Origin of the sequence: Streptomyces sp. NBC_00461, from assembly GCF_036013935.1 — a bacterium.
In the GTDB taxonomy this organism is placed as follows: Bacteria; Actinomycetota; Actinomycetes; order Streptomycetales; family Streptomycetaceae; genus Streptomyces.
In genome coordinates, this window is record NZ_CP107902.1 from 10,024,019 (window position 1) to 10,038,676 (window position 14,658).

Genomic DNA, 14,658 nt, shown 5'->3' on the forward strand with positions numbered 1-14,658 from the left:
GCTACGGACGGCGCCGCCCTGTGGCTGTCAGCAGGCCCCCTCGTCCTGCCACGGCCCCCAGTCGGAAGCGGTCGGCGCCTCGTTCTGGGTCCACCACTTGGCCTTCCAGTTGTGCTTGTTGTACGAGGCCTCGTTGCCGGCGGTGTAGACCGCGCTCGAACTCCATGCCGTCTTGCACCCGTTGGGCGTCGGCGTCGGCGTCGGCGTCGGCGTGGGAGTGGGGGTGGGTGTGGGCGTCGAGGACGGCGGTGTGGCGCCCGCGAACTTCACCGAGTACTTGGCGAAGTCCCAGGAGTTCTGCGCCACGCTGGAGCAGGTGCCGGAGGTGCGCCCGCCGTTGTCGACCGGAGAGCACTGGCGGTCACGGTTCAGGGACCAGAAGGTGAAGCGGTCCATGTGGTGACCGGTGGCGTAGTCCAGCACGGTCTGGAAGTCGGCCTGGCTGAACACCTCGCCGGTGTCGCTGCGCCCGTTCATCCCGGAGAAGCCCTCATGGGCGTAGGCCGTGGCCTGGTCCCAGCCGAACGTCGACTGGAGGATGGAGTTGAAGTTGGTGAGCGCGCTCGTCTGCGAGGCCGCGCCGTTGAAGCCGCCGTCGAACGGCATGATGGAGAAGTTGTTCGGCGTGAAGCCCTGTGACTTCGCCTCCAGCAGCATCTGCTTGCCGAACCAGCCGGTGCCGTCGGCCGTGCCGGCCGTGGTCACGGAGACGTACAGGCCCGGGTTGTTCTGCTGGAGTATCTTGGCCGCGCCGATCTCGTTCTTGATCGCCGCCGTGTTCTCGTACTCCGGTTCCTCCAGGTCGAAGTCGATCGCGTGGAGGCCGTACTTGGTGATGACCTGCTGGTACGCCGCTGCCGTCGCCGCCGCGTCCGAGCATGTCTGACCGAGCTTGGTGCCCCCGTATCCGCCGATGGAGACGGACACGTCGCCGCCCCTGCCGCGGATGGTGTTGATGACCGACTGGACGGCGGTGTCCGAGGAGACCGGGGCGGTCCCGCCCCAAGTGGGCGAGCATCCGCCGCCGTTGGGGGCGAGGACGAAGGCGAGCTGGAAGGCCTTGAGCCCCGTGGCGTCCATGATGGCGGCCGGGTCGGGCGGGTCGTTGTCGAGCGGCATCAGGTAGGGGGCCGCCGCGTACCAGCGGTTGTCGAGCGCGTTCGTCGCGCCCGAGGCGTTGCCCGCTACCAGGGCTGTGGTGCCCGCGGCGGTGAGTCCGACGGCGGCTGCTGCGCCCAGACATGCGCGAAGACGTCTCACGGTGTGCCTCCGGTGGGGTGGGGGAATGCCTCAGCTTCCTGCTGTCCGGTGACGACGTCCACGCTTTGGACTAGACCAAATGCGTTCTTGGTCTAGACCATGCAATTCCTTTGCGTTGCGTCCGCTCCCGGCCGGGGGTGGGGGTTGTGCGTTACGGGCGATGTGCGGTATTTCGTGATTGATGAGCTACTACGACCTCGGCAGCCACGGTCGGCGCGTGACGACATCGTCCTCCGAGGCGCAGACGTGGTTCGACCGTGGACTGAACTGGACCTACGCCTTCCATCACGAAGAGGCCGTCCGATGTTTCGAGGCCGCCGCTGCGGCGGATCCCGACTGCGCCATGGCCGACTGGGGCGTGGCCTACGCACTGGGCCCGAACTACAACAAGCCCTGGGAGTTCTTCGACGAGCGGGAACTGGCGCGGACGGTCGAGCGCACCCACGCCGCGGTACAGCGCGCGCACACCAAGGCCGTCGCTGCCACCCCGGTCGAACGGGCCCTCGTCGACGCCCTGCGCGCCCGCTATCCGCAGGAGCGGGCCCCTGCCGTCGAGGACTGCTCCGTGTGGAACACCGACTACGCCGACAGCATGCACGCGGTCCACCGACTCGCCCCGGACGACCTCGACGTGGCCACCCTGTACGCCGACGCCCTGATGAACCTGACCCCATGGCAACTGTGGGACATCCGTACGGGCACACCCGCCGCGGGCTCGCGCACCACGCAGGCCAGGGCCGTCCTTGAGCGGGCGCTCGCCACGGAGGGGGGCGCGCGGCACCCGGGCCTGCTCCACATGTACATCCACCTGATGGAGATGTCGCCGACCCCCGAAGCCGCCCTGCCGGCCGGTGACCGGCTGCGCGGACTGGTCCCGGACGCCGGACATCTGCAGCACATGCCGTCACATCTGGAGGTGCTCTGCGGCGACTACCGCCGGGTCGTCTCCGACAACGACACGGCGATCGAGGCCGACGAGAAGTTCCTCGCCAGGGGTGGGGCGATGAACTTCTACACCCTGTACCGATGCCACAACCACCACTTCAAGATCTATGGTGCGATGTTCCTCGGCCGCTTCCAGGACGCCGTCGATGCGGTGCACCGGCTCGAAAAGGCCGTGCCCGAGGACCTGTTGCGGGTACAGAGCCCACCCATGGCGGACTGGCTGGAGGGCTTCCTCGCGATGCGGGTGCACGTGCTCATCCGCTTCGGCCGCTGGGACGACATCCTCGGCCTTCCGCTGCCCGCCGACGCGCGGCTCCACTGCGTGAGCACCGCGATGCTGCACTACGCACGCGGGGTCGCCCTCTCGGCCACCGGCCGGATCAAGGAGGCCGACGCCGAGCGCGCGCTCTTCCACGACGCGGTCACCCGCGTCCCGGAAACCCGGATGCTGTTCAACAACACCTGCGCGGACATCCTGGCCATCGCCGCGGCGATGCTGGACGGCGAACTCGACTACCGCAAGGGCAAGCGAGAGGCGGCGTTCGCGGCACTGCGCCGGTCGATCGAGCTGGACGACGGTCTCCCGTACGACGAGCCGTGGGGCTGGATGCAGCCCACCCGGCACGCCTACGGGGCGCTGCTCCTCGAACAGGGCCTGGTCGCGGAGGCCGAGGCCGTCTACCGCGCCGACCTGGGCCTCGACGACACCCTGCCGCGCGCCCGCCAGCACCCGGCCAACGTCTGGGCCCTGCACGGCTTCCACGAGTGCCTCGTGCGGCTCGGCAAGGACGGCGAGGCGCGGATCGTGGCCCAGCAGCTGAAGATCGCCGCGGCGACGGCGGACGTACCGATCGAGGCCTCCTGCTTCTGCCGTCTGGAGACCGTCCCGAACGTCACCGCCGTCGATCCCTGCTGGGACCAGGAGGCCTGAGCGCCGCGGAACACCCCCTGCGAGGCGCGGCCCGGTGCGCGGTACGGGTTTTCCGGGCTTTGTCACGATTCACGGGTGTTCGGCGTCGTACGACTGATCCGCTCGCTCCGTGGCCCCGCAGCACAGGAGGCGGCCGGGCGCGTGGGCTCGTCCGGGCTCGGTGGAGGACCCGCCGGTGGCGGTGGGGCAGCTGCGGACGCTGACGGCCGGGATCGGCACGACGCTCGACGAGGCCACGACCTGTGCCGAACCGACCCGCGTCGTAGTCGCGCGGCTCGGCTGCTCGGCGGCGGTGATCCGGGGCGACGGAGCGAACGTCACCGGCCACGAGGCGATCGCCGGCGACGCGGACGCCCTGCCCGATGCCCGGTGGGCAGCCGCCGGCGCCTGGGACACGGTGGCCCCGTCCGTCGACGGCGGGCGCGGGCAGGCGTCGCCCATCCGGCCGTCGGCCGCTCCCGCCCCGCGCTCCACGTGCCCCTGACGCCGCTGGTCGTGGCGGTTCACCGGGCCCGCTGATCCCGACGCTTCACCGGACCCCCCTGGCCGAAGCGGATCACCGCACCCACTGATCCCCGCGGGCCGCCGGACCCCACTGGTCGCGGCGCTTCACCGGACCCCGCCGATCCCGGCGCAACGTTCAGCCCGCGTGCTGCGGCGTCACCGGGCCGGGAACGGGCCGTTTCGCCGTGAAACCGTCGCCCGGCACATGTCCCCGCAGTCGCCGCCACAGCCAGGGGCCGACGTGGTCCATGGCCCAGCGCACATCGGCCCCGAGCGCCTGCCGGGCGGTGACGGGGGAGCGCGGAGGCAGCGGTTCGGTCCAGTCGTCGTAGCCGGGCAGACCGAACGTGTGAGCCATGCCGGCGGCGATCCGTGCGTGCCCGATCGGGCTCGCGTGCAGCCGGTCGTCGCTCCACAGACGCGGATCGGCGGTGAACGGGTGCGGGAAGACGTCCAGCACGACGACGCCGTGTCGCGCCGCGATGACGCGCACCCGCTCGTTGAGGTCGAGGATCCGGGGCCGCACCCGGCGCGCGACCGGAGAGATCTTGCCCAGGTCCGGGAAGGTCATGGTGGCGACACGAGCACCCGCCGCGGTCAGCCGCGCGAACGTCTCCTCGATGTTCGCGGCGACCGACTCGGGGTCGTAGCGCGGTCGTACGACGTCGTTCATGCCTGCCGTCACCGTCACCAGGTCCGGCCGCAGCGCGAGGGCGGGGGCGAGCTGATCCGTCCTGATCTGCGTGCTGGTCTTGCCCCGCACGGCGAGATTGCCGTAGGTGAGTCTTGGCTGCGCCTGCGCGAGGATCTCGGCGAACCGGTCGGCCCAACCGCGGTGCCCGCCCGCCGGACCGGGGTCGCCTATGCCCTCCGTCAGACTGTCGCCGATCGCGACGTAGCGCAGATACGGGTGCGAGACGGTCATGCCGGATGATTCTATCTTCAGTACATCCCGAGTTCAGACCCGCACGGTCGACCGGCGCTCCCGCATGTGCGGTGCGCACAGCACCCGCTTCTTGCGCACCCGCTTGCCTTCGATCGCCGCGACGGTCAGCCGCGCCGCCTCCGCCGCGATCTCGCCGAGGCCCCAGTCCACCGTGGTCAGGGGAGGCGTGAGCACCCGCGACACCGGATGGTCGTCGAAGCCGACCACGGAGACGTCCCGGCCCACCTCCAGCGAGTCCTCGGCCGCGGCCGCGTACACCCCGTACGCCAGCGAGTCCGAGAAGCAGAACACGGCCGTCGGCGAGTGCGCGCTCTGCAGGACGCGCCGCGCTACCGCCGTCGCCTCGCTCAACTCCTGTGGACAGGGCACCAGTTCGGCCCGCAGCCCGAGCCGGTCGGCCGCCTCGCCGACATAGACGTCGGCCGGCCGGTCCGGTGTGCTCGGCCGGGTCGGCGTCAGGACGGTCACCCGGCGGTGGCCGAGTCCGTGCAGATACTCCATCACCGTGTCGATGCCCGAACGGTTGTCGAAGATGACCTGGCCGGCCGTCCGGGCCCGGCTCAGGGAGTCGCCGACGGCCACCACCGGCAGTGCCTCGGCGATCGCCGCCCAGCCTTTCGCCGAGGGGTCCACGGGAGACACCAGCAGCGCGTCGACCCGCTGGTCGCGCAACTGCTTGGCGAGGACCAGCTCCCGGTCGGGGTCACCTCCCGCGTCCAGGATCAGCGCGTACCGGTCACCGGCCAGCAACTCCCGGCCGATGGCCGCCATCAACTGCTGCTGCCACAGGTCCTGGAGGTCGCCCGCGAGGACGCCGACCATGCTGGTGCGGCCGCTGGCCAGCGCACGGGCGATGGGATCGGCCTCGTAACCGAGCTCGGCGGCGGCCCTGCGCACCCGCTCCTCCGTCTCCTTGGAGACGTGCTTGCCGCGCAGGGCATAGGAGACGGCTGCGGTGGAGAGGCCCGTGGCCTCGGCCACCTCCCGGAGGGTGGTGCGCTTGGTGGGCCTGGCCATGCCGCGAAGCCTACCGGGATGCGCGCACGTCGGGGGCACACGGCCCGCCGCCCACGTCCCCGAAAGCCTGTCAGCAGCCGCGAGACGGCCTTGGCCGCAGTGCCTCCGGATCTCCGAACCCTTGACAGACCTCTTTGTTAAGCGGTTAAGTTAACCGCATAAGTGAAACGCTTAACAAACCGTGGCCAATCGTTCCAACCACTTGCCCGCCCAGAGGACCGCCCCGCGTGCCCATCGACGTTCACCAGCACATCTGGCCGCCCGCCCTCATCGAGCTGCTGCGCTCCCGCACGACACCCCCCTGCCTGGACGGCTGGACCCTGCACCTGACGGGCGAACCGCCCTACACCGTCGACCCGGCCGACCACGACATCGTGGCCCGTACCCGCCTCGCCGCCACCGACGGTCTCGACCTGGCCCTGGTGTCCCTCTCCAGCCCCCTCGGCATCGAGGGCCTCCCGGCCGCCGAAGCCGCCCTGCTGCTGGCCGCGTTCCACGACGGCGCCCTCGCCCTCCCCGCACCCTTCGCCGTGTGGGCCTCCTGCTGCCTGTCGGCACCGGACCCCGACGCCGTGGAACGCGAACTGCGGCGCGGCTGCGTGGGCCTCCAGCTCCCCGCCACAGCACTCCTCGACGCCGAGGGCTGGGCCCGCTGCGCACCACTCCTCGACCTCCTCGCCCGCCACGACAAGCCTCTGTTCGTCCATCCCGGCGCGGCCCCGCCCGCCCCCGGCACCCCACCGTGGTGGCCCGCCCTGGTCCCGTACCTGCAGCAGATGCACGCCTCCTGGTACGCCTTCCGCGCCTTCGGCCGCGCTCGACACCCGCGACTGCGCGTCTGCTTCGCCGCGCTCGCGGGCCTCGCACCCCTGCACGGCGAACGGCTCGCCGCCCGGGGCGGAGGGCGCGGCGAGATCGACTTCGACGTGTTCTACGAGACCTCCTCCTACGGCACCCGAGCCGTCGACGTACTCGTCCGCACCGTCGGCATCGACGTGATCGTCAGCGGCAGCGACCGCCCCTACGCACCGCCCGCCCTCCCCGACCTCGGCGCGGACGCCGCCCTCCACGCGCTGCGCACCGCCAACCCCGCACGTCTGCTGCACGGCCGCACCCGAATCCCCGCCCCCGTGCCCACGCAGCCCTGAGAGGAGCCACTCATGACGTACGAGTCCCTGCCCGAGCGAACCCTCCACAAGCGCGAACTCCAGGCGCTCGTGACGGACCTGGCGGCCCACCCGGACCTCTGGCGTGGGCACGTGGCCTTCTCCGACAGCCGGCGGCACTACGCGTCCCTGCACCGCGACGAGTACGTCGACATCTGGCTGCTGTGCTGGACCCGCCAGAACGACACCGGGTGGCACGACCACGACACGTCCGGGGGCGCCGTCGCCGTCGTACAGGGCCAACTCAACGAGTCCACGCCACGTATCGGCGGCAGCCACCACCGCGTCACCTTCGAGACCGGCGAGTCCTTCTGCTTCGGCCCCGAACACATCCACCGGCTCACCGGCGCGACCGACGACGCCGTCTCGATCCACGCCTACTCGCCGCCACTGTGGCGCCTGGGCCAGTACGACATCGCCGAGGACGGCCTGATGCGCCGCCTCTCCGTCTCGTACGCGGACGAACTGCGGCCGCTGGACACCCCGGCCGCCTGACGGCGTGGCTAGTGCCGCAACAGGCAACGTTCGCCCCGTCGGGACGCCCGGCACGCACTCTCACCGCACGGGCCGAAAGCCCAAGTACGTCCAGTACGAGGACTTCCGGCCGGCACGCCGAGAGCACGCACCGGACGCCGCTCCTTGACGGGCAAACGTTCCCTGCCGCGGCACTAGTTGGAAAGGGCCAGGACCGCGCGCACCCGCTTGCCGCCACCCGTGACCGACGTGACGTCCAGATGCTGTGTCAGGCAGCGCACCATGGCCAGCCCCCGGCCGCTCTCACCGTCGGCGGTGAACGGCCGTACACGAGGCGGGAGCGGGCTTTCGTCGTAGACCTCGACGGTCACCCGCTCCTCGGACACCCGCAGCCGCAGTCGGCAGGCGCTGCGGCCGTGCCGGGTGGCGTTGGCGACCAGCTCCGAGACCACGAGTTTCACGTCGTCGATCTGCTCGGCCTCCACCTGCGCCGTCCGCAGCCGGGAGCACGCCAGAAACTTCGAAGCGAGCCCTCGTGCCCGACGTGCCGACGCGGCCTCGTCGAGCAGCAGGTACTCCACTCGCACGGAACGCCCATGGGTACGCCTGTGCGCACGCATGGCGGATCACATCCCCTCCTAGGACACCCGGCTTCCCCGCGGCCAGTCCGCCCACCGGGGCCGCGGCATCTCTTGCGCGGCCGGTCCTGCCCACTCGTGATGCCCGGTGCCCGTGATCGGCAACCCTTGCGGCTCAACTCCGGGCGTGAACGGGTCAGGAAATATCAGCTCCCGGCCTCAATTGGGTAAAGCGCCGGGCCGCAGGCCGGGATTGCCTGGCAGCCTGTGGAGCGTCCGAAGGTGGGAATGGGGCGCCTGCGGAAAACGGCATCCTCGGGTGCCACGATGTCGATGGAGCACTCCATGACTGCAAAGAGGACGCAGCGCAGTCATACGGTGCTGACCTGGCTGCCGGTCGTGGTGATGGCGGTGGTCGCGGTCGGGGACGTCCTGACGGGACCCGGGGTGGGCTTCCTGCCCCTCGCCTCACTCGGCCCGGCCTTCGCCGGACTGGTCGGAGGATGGCGGCGTACGGCATGGTTCGGCGCGGCCGCCCTGCTGCTGTGCGTGGCGCTCGGCCTCTACGACGGGCTGTTCCAGGAACGCCGGGGCTTCATGGCGGTGGTGTCGGTGGTGGGCGTTACCGGCGCGAGCATCGCAGCCGCGGTGATGCGCCGACGCCGGGAGGCCGAACTCGCCAGCGTGCGGTCGATCGCGGAGGTCGCCCAGCGTGTGCTGCTGCGGCCGGTGCCGCTGACCGCGGGACCGCTCCAGGCGGCGGTGTCCTACACCTCGGCCGTGGCGGAGGCCCGTATCGGCGGCGATCTGTACGAGGTGGTGGCCTCCCCGCACGGCGTGCGGATGATCGTGGGTGACGTGCAGGGCAAAGGACTGGCCGCCGTCGAGACGGCCGCCGTGGTTCTCGGCGCGTTCCGGGAGGCGGCGCACGACGAGCCCGACCTGGTCGGTCTGGGCGAACGCCTGGAGCGCAGCGTGTCGCGTGTGCTGGAGGGCGAGAAGTTCGTCACCGCGGTCCTCGCCGAGGTCGGTCCCCGTCACGAGGTCGTCTTCCTCAACTACGGCCACCCGCCCCCGATGGTCGTACGCGAGGACGGCACCGCCGACTTCCCGCAACCATCGGCCTACGCCCTGCCCCTCGGCCTGGGCCTGCAGGGTAGCGGCAGCCCCGAACCGTTCTCGGTCGGCTTCGCCCCCGGCGAGCAACTGCTGCTGTACACCGACGGCGTGACCGAGGCACGCGACGAGAACGGTGACTTCTATCCGCTCGGTGAGAGGGCCCACCTCCTCAAGGAGGCCGACGCCCAGAGCGCCCTGGACACCCTGCGCGAGGACCTGGTCCGTCACGCCGCGGGACCGCCGCACGACGACGCGGCGATGCTCCTGATCCGCTACCACCAGCACGCGCCCGGAGAATCCGCCGGGGCGGCCGGGTGAGTTCCGGGCCACCACCGGCACCCGCAGCCGCCCTTGCGCGAGCCACGTCCTACGTCGCCCTCCGGGTGACGCGGGCGCCGGCTCGGATCGCCTTCGGGATCTCGGCGACCTCGTCCACGACCTCCATCAGCCGGTCCAGGTCCGCGGCAGGCGCGGTCGAGTCCAGCACGACCGAGTAACTGATGCCGGTCGAGGCCCAGTTCTCCGTGTCGAACCCGCCGGCCGCACTGACGCGCACACCGTCGAGCACGATGCCCGAGCCGGCGGCCTCGCGGTACAGGTCGTTGAGCACACAGCCGGCGGCGGCCAGATGAAGCAGATGCGCCCCGGTGAAGTCCGCCTCGACGGTGACGCCCTCCGTGGTCCACCGATGAGGGAAGCCGACAGCGTGCTCGTCGAGGGAGCGGAGGCTCCCGGCACTGACCACGACGCCGAATCCGTCAGCCATCCCCGGTCCTTCCGTGGTCGGCGGGCGACGGCCGGTTCAGCGCACGCCGCGTGCGCAATTCAAGCAGAATCGGCCCGGCGCGCATCCGGCGGCGGTGAGGCTATCAACCTGCTGAAGATCGAGGTCTACGGTTCTGTCCTGCGCCAAGTGGCCTCGGACCGCGAACTGAACGGCACCGGTAACGGCACTAATGTCGTCCGCATGACCGAAGACTCCCTGCGCTCCGTCACCGTCGAGCGAACCAGCACCGGACACTTCGTCGCCACGAACGCCCGCGGCGGCACGATCAGCTTCGGGACCGCTTCCGATTCCGATCCGCACGGGGAGAGCGAGTTCACCCCGGTCGAACTGCTGCTGGCCGCGATCGGAGGCTGTACGGCGGTGGACGTGGACATCGCCGTCAGCCGCCACGCGGAGCCCGCCAGGTTCTCCCTCGGGGTGTCCGGCAACAAGATCAATGACGAGCTGGGCAACCGGATGACCGATCTGCACGTCACCTTCAGCGTCGCCTTCCCGGACGGCGAGGGCGCGGAGCGGGCGCGGGCGATCCTTCCCCGGGCGGTCAAGACGTCCCACGACCGGCTCTGCACGGTCAGCCGCACGGTCGAGATCGGCACACCGGTCACCGCGACGGTCGAGGACGCCTGACCTGACCTCGTCGCGCTCGACGACCGAGCAGGTCGTCGGTCACCCCTCCCGCATCCAGGCCCGGGTGCCGAACGAGGTGCATGCCCGCGAGGCCACCGCCACCGCGCCGCGCAGCGCCTCGACGAAGCCCTCCGCCGTCAGCCGGCCCTGAACGGCGAGGTGATGGGCGAGTGCCCCGTGCAGCACGTCACCCGCCCCCAGCGTGTCCGCCACACGGACCGCGGGCACCTCCACCGTGCCACCGCCGTCGTGACCCGCCCACACGAGGGGCCGCCCTCCCCGGCTGACGGCCGACCAGAGGACCCCGTACTCCCGCAGGACCCGCAGGGTGTCCGCCGGAGTTCCCGCGCCGGGCGGGTGGAAGTCGGCCGAGCAGACGGCCACGTCCACGAACGGCAGCAGCTTCTCCGTGCCGTCCTTCCAACTCCCGCCGTCCAGCACGGTCACCCGGCCGGCGGTACGCGCGGCCCGGGCTGCGGACAGCGCAAGTTCCATGTGGTGGCCGTCGAACTCGACGACGTCACAGGCCGCCACCAACGCGTCGAGATCGGCGGGCGGGGTGAGCCGGTGGCCCGTGGCATTGGTGGAGGCGACGGCACGTTCCCCGGTGGAGGCGGTCACCAGAACGGAGGACACGGCAGGCGGCTCGACCGAGTCCGCCGCGAGGTCCGAAACGGTCACTCCCAGCCGGCTCAGGTCAGCGGTCGCCGCACGTCCCAGCGGATGGGAGCCGATGGCGGTCAGCAACCTCGCCGAGCCACCCAGGTGGCTGAAGGCCGCTGCCGCGTTCGCCGCCGGGCCGCCCGCGGCGACGACCTGCTCACGAGCCGTGAGTTTCTCGTCGGAGGCCGGCGCATGGTCCACGAGCTGGATGACGTCCAGCGTGCACAGGCCGACGAACAGCCCCTCAGGACGCCCCCTCGTCGCCGGCTCCACCCACCAGCACCTCCTCCTGCCCGGGCCTGCGGTCAGTGTACGAACCGATGGAAACGACGCCACTGCCGTGCCGGGATGCCTGCGTTGGGCGGTACTTGACGTGCGGTCCGGGACTCCTCGGGGTCAGATGATTGCGTGCGAAGATCCATAAGCTCCCAGTACGGCCGCTCGTGCCTGCGTCTCATCGCGGCCATGGCCGGCCTTCTCCTCGCTCTGTCCGGACTGCAGGCCGCACCCGCGGCGGCCGAGCCCGTCCCCAGCCCCGTACGCGGCAGCGCCTACATGGGCATGGGCGTCAGAGCCCACGACACGGTCAGTGACCCGCCCGACGTCACGGCCCCGACCGTCACAGCGCCGACCGTCAAGGCCACTCAGACCGAGGGCGTGGACGTCGCCAGCTACCAGGGCGATGTCGCCTGGGCCACTCTGTGGAGCGGCGGCGTCAGATGGGCCTACACCAAGGCCACGGAGGGCACGTCCTACCAGAACCCCTACTTCGCCCAGCAGTACGACGGCGCCTACGACGTCGGCATGATCCGCGGGGCGTACCACTTCGCGGCGCCGGACTCCAGCAGCGGCACCGCACAGGCCGACTACTTCGTCGACCACGGCGGGGGCTGGTCCGCCGACGGCCTGACACTGCCCGGCGTACTCGACATCGAGTGGAACCCCTACGGTGACGCCTGCTACGGCAAGTCCACCAGCGCCATGGTCACCTGGATCCGCGACTTCCTGAAGCGCTACAAGGACCGCACGCATCGCGACGCCGTCATCTACACGGCCACGGCCTGGTGGGACAGCTGCACCGGCAGCTACAGCGGCTTCGGTGCCACCAACCCCCTATGGGTCGCCCGCTACGCCTCGTCGGTGGGGGCGCTGCCGGCAGGCTGGAAGACGTACACCATGTGGCAGTACACCTCGTCCGGGGCGATCGTGGGCGACCGTGACAAGTTCAACGGCGCCGTGGACGTGTTGCGCAAGTTCGCCACCGGTTGACCTTCCCGCGCCGCCGACCTGCGTGAACGCCGGTCCCGGTGCACTGAGATACTCCGGCGGTGGATGCTGAGTTGACGGGGAACGGCGGGGAGTCCGACGCGACGTCGCCTGTGCGGAGCGCGTCGGCACCCGCCGTGGGCTGGGCGCTGCGCCCTGCGGTGACGGCGGACATCGAGGTCGTCGCGGAGTTGCGGGCCGAGGTCATGCGCGCCGACCTGGAGCGCCTCGGGCGCTACGACGAGCACCGTGTACGGCAGCGGCTCCGGGACTCGTTCTCCCCGCGGCACACCTCGATCATCACGGTCGAGGGTGAACTCGCGGGATGCGTCACGGTCCGGCCCGCCCGAGGCCGCCAGTGGCTGGAGCACTTCTACCTCGCCCCGCACTGCCAGGGCCGAGGCCTGGGTTCCGCCGTCCTGCGCACGGTGCTGGAGCGGACGGACACGCAGGGCATGACCGTGGCGTTGAACGTCCTGCAGGGCAGCGCCGCCCGCCGCCTCTACGAGCGCCATGGCTTCGTCGTCGAAACGCAGGATCCGGTCGACGTGTTCATGGTGCGGCCGCCGGACCGCTCGGACCGCGTGCCGTAGGAACGCGTGGCGCAGGACGACGTGGTCCGACCGGTCCGGCGGAGCGCGAGGCGGGCCGGCAGCGGTCCGGAAGATCAACAGCGCAGCGAACATGGCGGCAGACCTGCTCATGCGCGTTTGAGTCGCGCCGAGGCGTGTACGCGTTATGTATGGCCCACACGAAGATGGAGACAGAACGAAAGTACGAAGCCCCGCCTACCGGTGACACCTCGTGGCTGGCGGAGCTGACCGGTGTGGGCGGCATCGCGTCGGTTCAAGAAGAGGGCACTGACGAGCTGGACGCCGTCTACTACGACACCGAGGACCTGCGCCTGGCGGGCGCATCGGCCACACTGCGGCGAAGGACCGGCGGATCCGACGCCGGCTGGCACCTCAAACTTCCCGGGTCCGGGGACAGCCGGGAGGAGATCCAGGCCCCCCTGTCCGATGCGATTCCGGACCCGCTGCGGGACCTGGCGCTGTCCCGTACCCGAGGGGCGGAGCTGAGGCCTGTCGTCCGGATCCGCTCCACCCGCGGCACGCGGCACCTCGTCGATTCCGACGGCGCGCTCCTCGCGGAGCTGACCGTCGACCGGGTTCGGGCCGAGCCCTCGTCGGTCACGACCACCTGTGCCGAATGGACCGAGATGGAGGTCGAGCTCGCTGAGGACGCCGACCCCTCACTCCTCGACGTCGTGGACAAGACACTGAGCAAGAGCGGCATCGGCCGTGCGGCCGGCCCGTCCAAGCTGGCCCGGGCCCTGGAGGAGACGGGAGTCGGCGCGCCCCGCCTGCCGGACATGCGTACCGAGGCCGTCACCCCGGGTTCGGCCGGCGAGCAGTTCCTGACGTATGTGGACGAGCAGGTCCGCGCCCTCGTCGATCTCGATCCGGCGGTACGCCGCGACCTGCCCGATGCCGTGCACAAGATGCGCGTCACCTGCCGCCGGCTGCGCAGCACCCTGCGTTCCTACCGCTCCGTACTGGCTCGCGAGGTCACCGATCCGATCCGCGAGGAACTGAAGTGGCTCGGCGGCGAACTGGGCGCGGCGCGCGACCACGAGGTCCTCATGGACCGGCTCGGCTCGCGCATCGACGCCCTGCCTCCCGAACTGATCCTGGGACCCGTGGACGCCCGCTTGCAGGTGTGGAACGTCGCCCGGACAGTGAAGGCCCGTGAACGCACCCTCGATGCCCTGCACTCGCCCCGCTACCTGGCTCTCCTGGAGTCCCTGACCCTGCTCACCGAGCAGCCTCCGCTGCGTCGGAAGGCCGCCAGCAAGCCGCGCAAGGTGATGGCCAAGGCGGTCCTCAAGGAGTACGAGCGGCTGTCCGTCCGGATGACACACGCGCTGGAGCTGTCCCCGGGCACAGAACGCGACGTGGCGCTCCACCAGGCCCGCAAGGCCGCCAAGAAGACGCGGTACGCCACCGAACCGGCGCGCGCCTCACTCGGCAATCCCGCCAAGCGGCTCGGCCAGCGGGTCAAGCGCGTTCAGAAGGTCCTGGGGGACCATCAGGACAGCGTCGTGGCACGGGACGCCCTGCGTGAGCTGGCCGTTGCCGCGCACACGGCAGGAGAAGGAGGCTTCACCTGGGGCCTGTTGTACGGCCACGAGCAGGCCACGGCCGCGGGCCGTGAACGGGAACTGCCGGGCGCGTGGGCCGACGCGTCGAAGCCGAAGCTGCGCAAGAAGCTCGCCGACTGACCACGCGTTCCCGGACGCAGGCAACCGCAATACATCGGATGAGTCAAGTGCTGCGGGCCGGGGTTGTTGATGTGGGTGTGTTGTGCCAACTTGC

General features: G+C 70.9%; 15 protein-coding genes. 9 read left to right on the forward strand and 6 right to left on the reverse strand.

Annotated features, from left to right (window positions below):
* Positions 1-27 precede the first annotated feature (27 nt).
* Complete coding sequence (locus OG870_RS46290) at positions 28-1,260, reverse strand: carbohydrate-binding protein (RefSeq protein ID WP_327692239.1); 1,233 nt, start codon at positions 1,258-1,260, stop codon at positions 28-30.
* A 181-nt stretch (positions 1,261-1,441) separates the two neighbouring features.
* Here OG870_RS46290 and OG870_RS46295 point away from each other — a divergent pair, with 181 nt between their 5' ends.
* Positions 1,442-3,136, forward strand: coding sequence for a hypothetical protein (locus OG870_RS46295; RefSeq protein ID WP_327692240.1), 1,695 nt, complete (start codon positions 1,442-1,444; stop codon positions 3,134-3,136).
* Between the two features lie 175 nt (positions 3,137-3,311).
* The gene (locus tag OG870_RS46300; RefSeq protein WP_266588074.1) at positions 3,312-3,620 is read left to right on the forward strand and encodes a hypothetical protein; all 309 of its coding nucleotides are present in this window, start codon (positions 3,312-3,314) and stop codon (positions 3,618-3,620) included.
* 156 nt (positions 3,621-3,776) lie between these two features.
* Here OG870_RS46300 and OG870_RS46305 read toward each other — a convergent pair whose 3' ends face one another.
* Positions 3,777-4,565 (reverse strand): SGNH/GDSL hydrolase family protein, encoded by a 789-nt coding sequence (locus OG870_RS46305; RefSeq protein ID WP_266528222.1) that lies wholly within the window; start codon positions 4,563-4,565, stop codon positions 3,777-3,779.
* A 33-nt stretch (positions 4,566-4,598) separates the two neighbouring features.
* Positions 4,599-5,603 (reverse strand): LacI family DNA-binding transcriptional regulator, encoded by a 1,005-nt coding sequence (locus OG870_RS46310; RefSeq protein ID WP_266528225.1) that lies wholly within the window; start codon positions 5,601-5,603, stop codon positions 4,599-4,601.
* Positions 5,604-5,830: 227 nt separating this feature from the next.
* Here OG870_RS46310 and OG870_RS46315 point away from each other — a divergent pair, with 227 nt between their 5' ends.
* Both OG870_RS46315 and OG870_RS46320 read left to right on the forward strand, forming a co-directional pair.
* Positions 5,831-6,751 (forward strand): amidohydrolase, encoded by a 921-nt coding sequence (locus OG870_RS46315; protein ID WP_327692241.1) that lies wholly within the window; start codon positions 5,831-5,833, stop codon positions 6,749-6,751.
* 12 nt (positions 6,752-6,763) lie between these two features.
* Positions 6,764-7,264 (forward strand): cysteine dioxygenase, encoded by a 501-nt coding sequence (locus OG870_RS46320; RefSeq protein ID WP_266588078.1) that lies wholly within the window; start codon positions 6,764-6,766, stop codon positions 7,262-7,264.
* Positions 7,265-7,437: 173 nt separating this feature from the next.
* Here OG870_RS46320 and OG870_RS46325 read toward each other — a convergent pair whose 3' ends face one another.
* Positions 7,438-7,830, reverse strand: a complete 393-nt coding sequence (locus OG870_RS46325; protein ID WP_266528233.1) for an ATP-binding protein — start codon at positions 7,828-7,830, stop codon at positions 7,438-7,440.
* Between the two features lie 336 nt (positions 7,831-8,166).
* On the opposite strand from OG870_RS46325, the gene OG870_RS46330 reads away from it, so the two are divergent.
* Positions 8,167-9,258 carry a PP2C family protein-serine/threonine phosphatase gene (locus OG870_RS46330; protein WP_266528236.1) on the forward strand — a complete coding sequence of 364 codons (1,092 nt, stop codon included), beginning with the start codon at positions 8,167-8,169 and terminating at the stop codon, positions 9,256-9,258.
* 49 nt (positions 9,259-9,307) lie between these two features.
* On the opposite strand, the gene OG870_RS46335 is transcribed toward OG870_RS46330, so the two are convergent.
* Entirely contained in the window at positions 9,308-9,706 is a 399-nt protein-coding gene (locus tag OG870_RS46335) for an OsmC family protein (RefSeq protein WP_266528239.1), read from the reverse strand.
* A gap of 201 nt (positions 9,707-9,907) precedes the next feature.
* Between OG870_RS46335 and OG870_RS46340 the strand changes: the two genes are divergently transcribed.
* Positions 9,908-10,354 carry an OsmC family protein gene (locus OG870_RS46340; RefSeq protein WP_266528242.1) on the forward strand — a complete coding sequence of 149 codons (447 nt, stop codon included), beginning with the start codon at positions 9,908-9,910 and terminating at the stop codon, positions 10,352-10,354.
* Between the two features lie 39 nt (positions 10,355-10,393).
* On the opposite strand, the gene OG870_RS46345 is transcribed toward OG870_RS46340, so the two are convergent.
* Positions 10,394-11,290, reverse strand: a complete 897-nt coding sequence (locus tag OG870_RS46345; RefSeq protein ID WP_266528245.1) for a PfkB family carbohydrate kinase — start codon at positions 11,288-11,290, stop codon at positions 10,394-10,396.
* A 192-nt stretch (positions 11,291-11,482) separates the two neighbouring features.
* On the opposite strand from OG870_RS46345, the gene OG870_RS46350 reads away from it, so the two are divergent.
* From OG870_RS46350 to OG870_RS46360, 3 genes are all read left to right on the forward strand, one after another.
* Positions 11,483-12,286 carry a lysozyme gene (locus OG870_RS46350; RefSeq protein ID WP_266588082.1) on the forward strand — a complete coding sequence of 268 codons (804 nt, stop codon included), beginning with the start codon at positions 11,483-11,485 and terminating at the stop codon, positions 12,284-12,286.
* Positions 12,287-12,396: 110 nt separating this feature from the next.
* Positions 12,397-12,876 (forward strand): GNAT family N-acetyltransferase, encoded by a 480-nt coding sequence (locus tag OG870_RS46355; RefSeq protein WP_405626662.1) that lies wholly within the window; start codon positions 12,397-12,399, stop codon positions 12,874-12,876.
* A gap of 149 nt (positions 12,877-13,025) precedes the next feature.
* A complete protein-coding gene (locus OG870_RS46360; protein ID WP_266588084.1) occupies positions 13,026-14,564 on the forward strand; it encodes a CYTH and CHAD domain-containing protein in 1,539 nt (512 codons plus the stop codon).
* The last annotated feature ends 94 nt before the right edge of the window (positions 14,565-14,658 follow it).

Excerpts from the sequence above, each read along its gene's own strand:
- OG870_RS46360 (WP_266588084.1), top strand. The coding sequence starts at position 13,026 with ATGGCCCACACGAAGATGGAGACAGAACGAAAGTACGAAGCCCCGCCT.
- OG870_RS46310 (WP_266528225.1), bottom strand. The coding sequence starts at position 5,603 with ATGGCCAGGCCCACCAAGCGCACCACCCTCCGGGAGGTGGCCGAGGCC.
- OG870_RS46350 (WP_266588082.1), top strand. The coding sequence starts at position 11,483 with ATGGCCGGCCTTCTCCTCGCTCTGTCCGGACTGCAGGCCGCACCCGCG.
- OG870_RS46305 (WP_266528222.1), bottom strand. The coding sequence starts at position 4,565 with ATGACCGTCTCGCACCCGTATCTGCGCTACGTCGCGATCGGCGACAGT.
- OG870_RS46330 (WP_266528236.1), top strand. The coding sequence starts at position 8,167 with ATGACTGCAAAGAGGACGCAGCGCAGTCATACGGTGCTGACCTGGCTG.
- OG870_RS46340 (WP_266528242.1), top strand. The coding sequence starts at position 9,908 with ATGACCGAAGACTCCCTGCGCTCCGTCACCGTCGAGCGAACCAGCACC.
- OG870_RS46295 (WP_327692240.1), top strand. The coding sequence starts at position 1,442 with ATGAGCTACTACGACCTCGGCAGCCACGGTCGGCGCGTGACGACATCG.
- OG870_RS46335 (WP_266528239.1), bottom strand. The coding sequence starts at position 9,706 with ATGGCTGACGGATTCGGCGTCGTGGTCAGTGCCGGGAGCCTCCGCTCC.
- OG870_RS46320 (WP_266588078.1), top strand. The coding sequence starts at position 6,764 with ATGACGTACGAGTCCCTGCCCGAGCGAACCCTCCACAAGCGCGAACTC.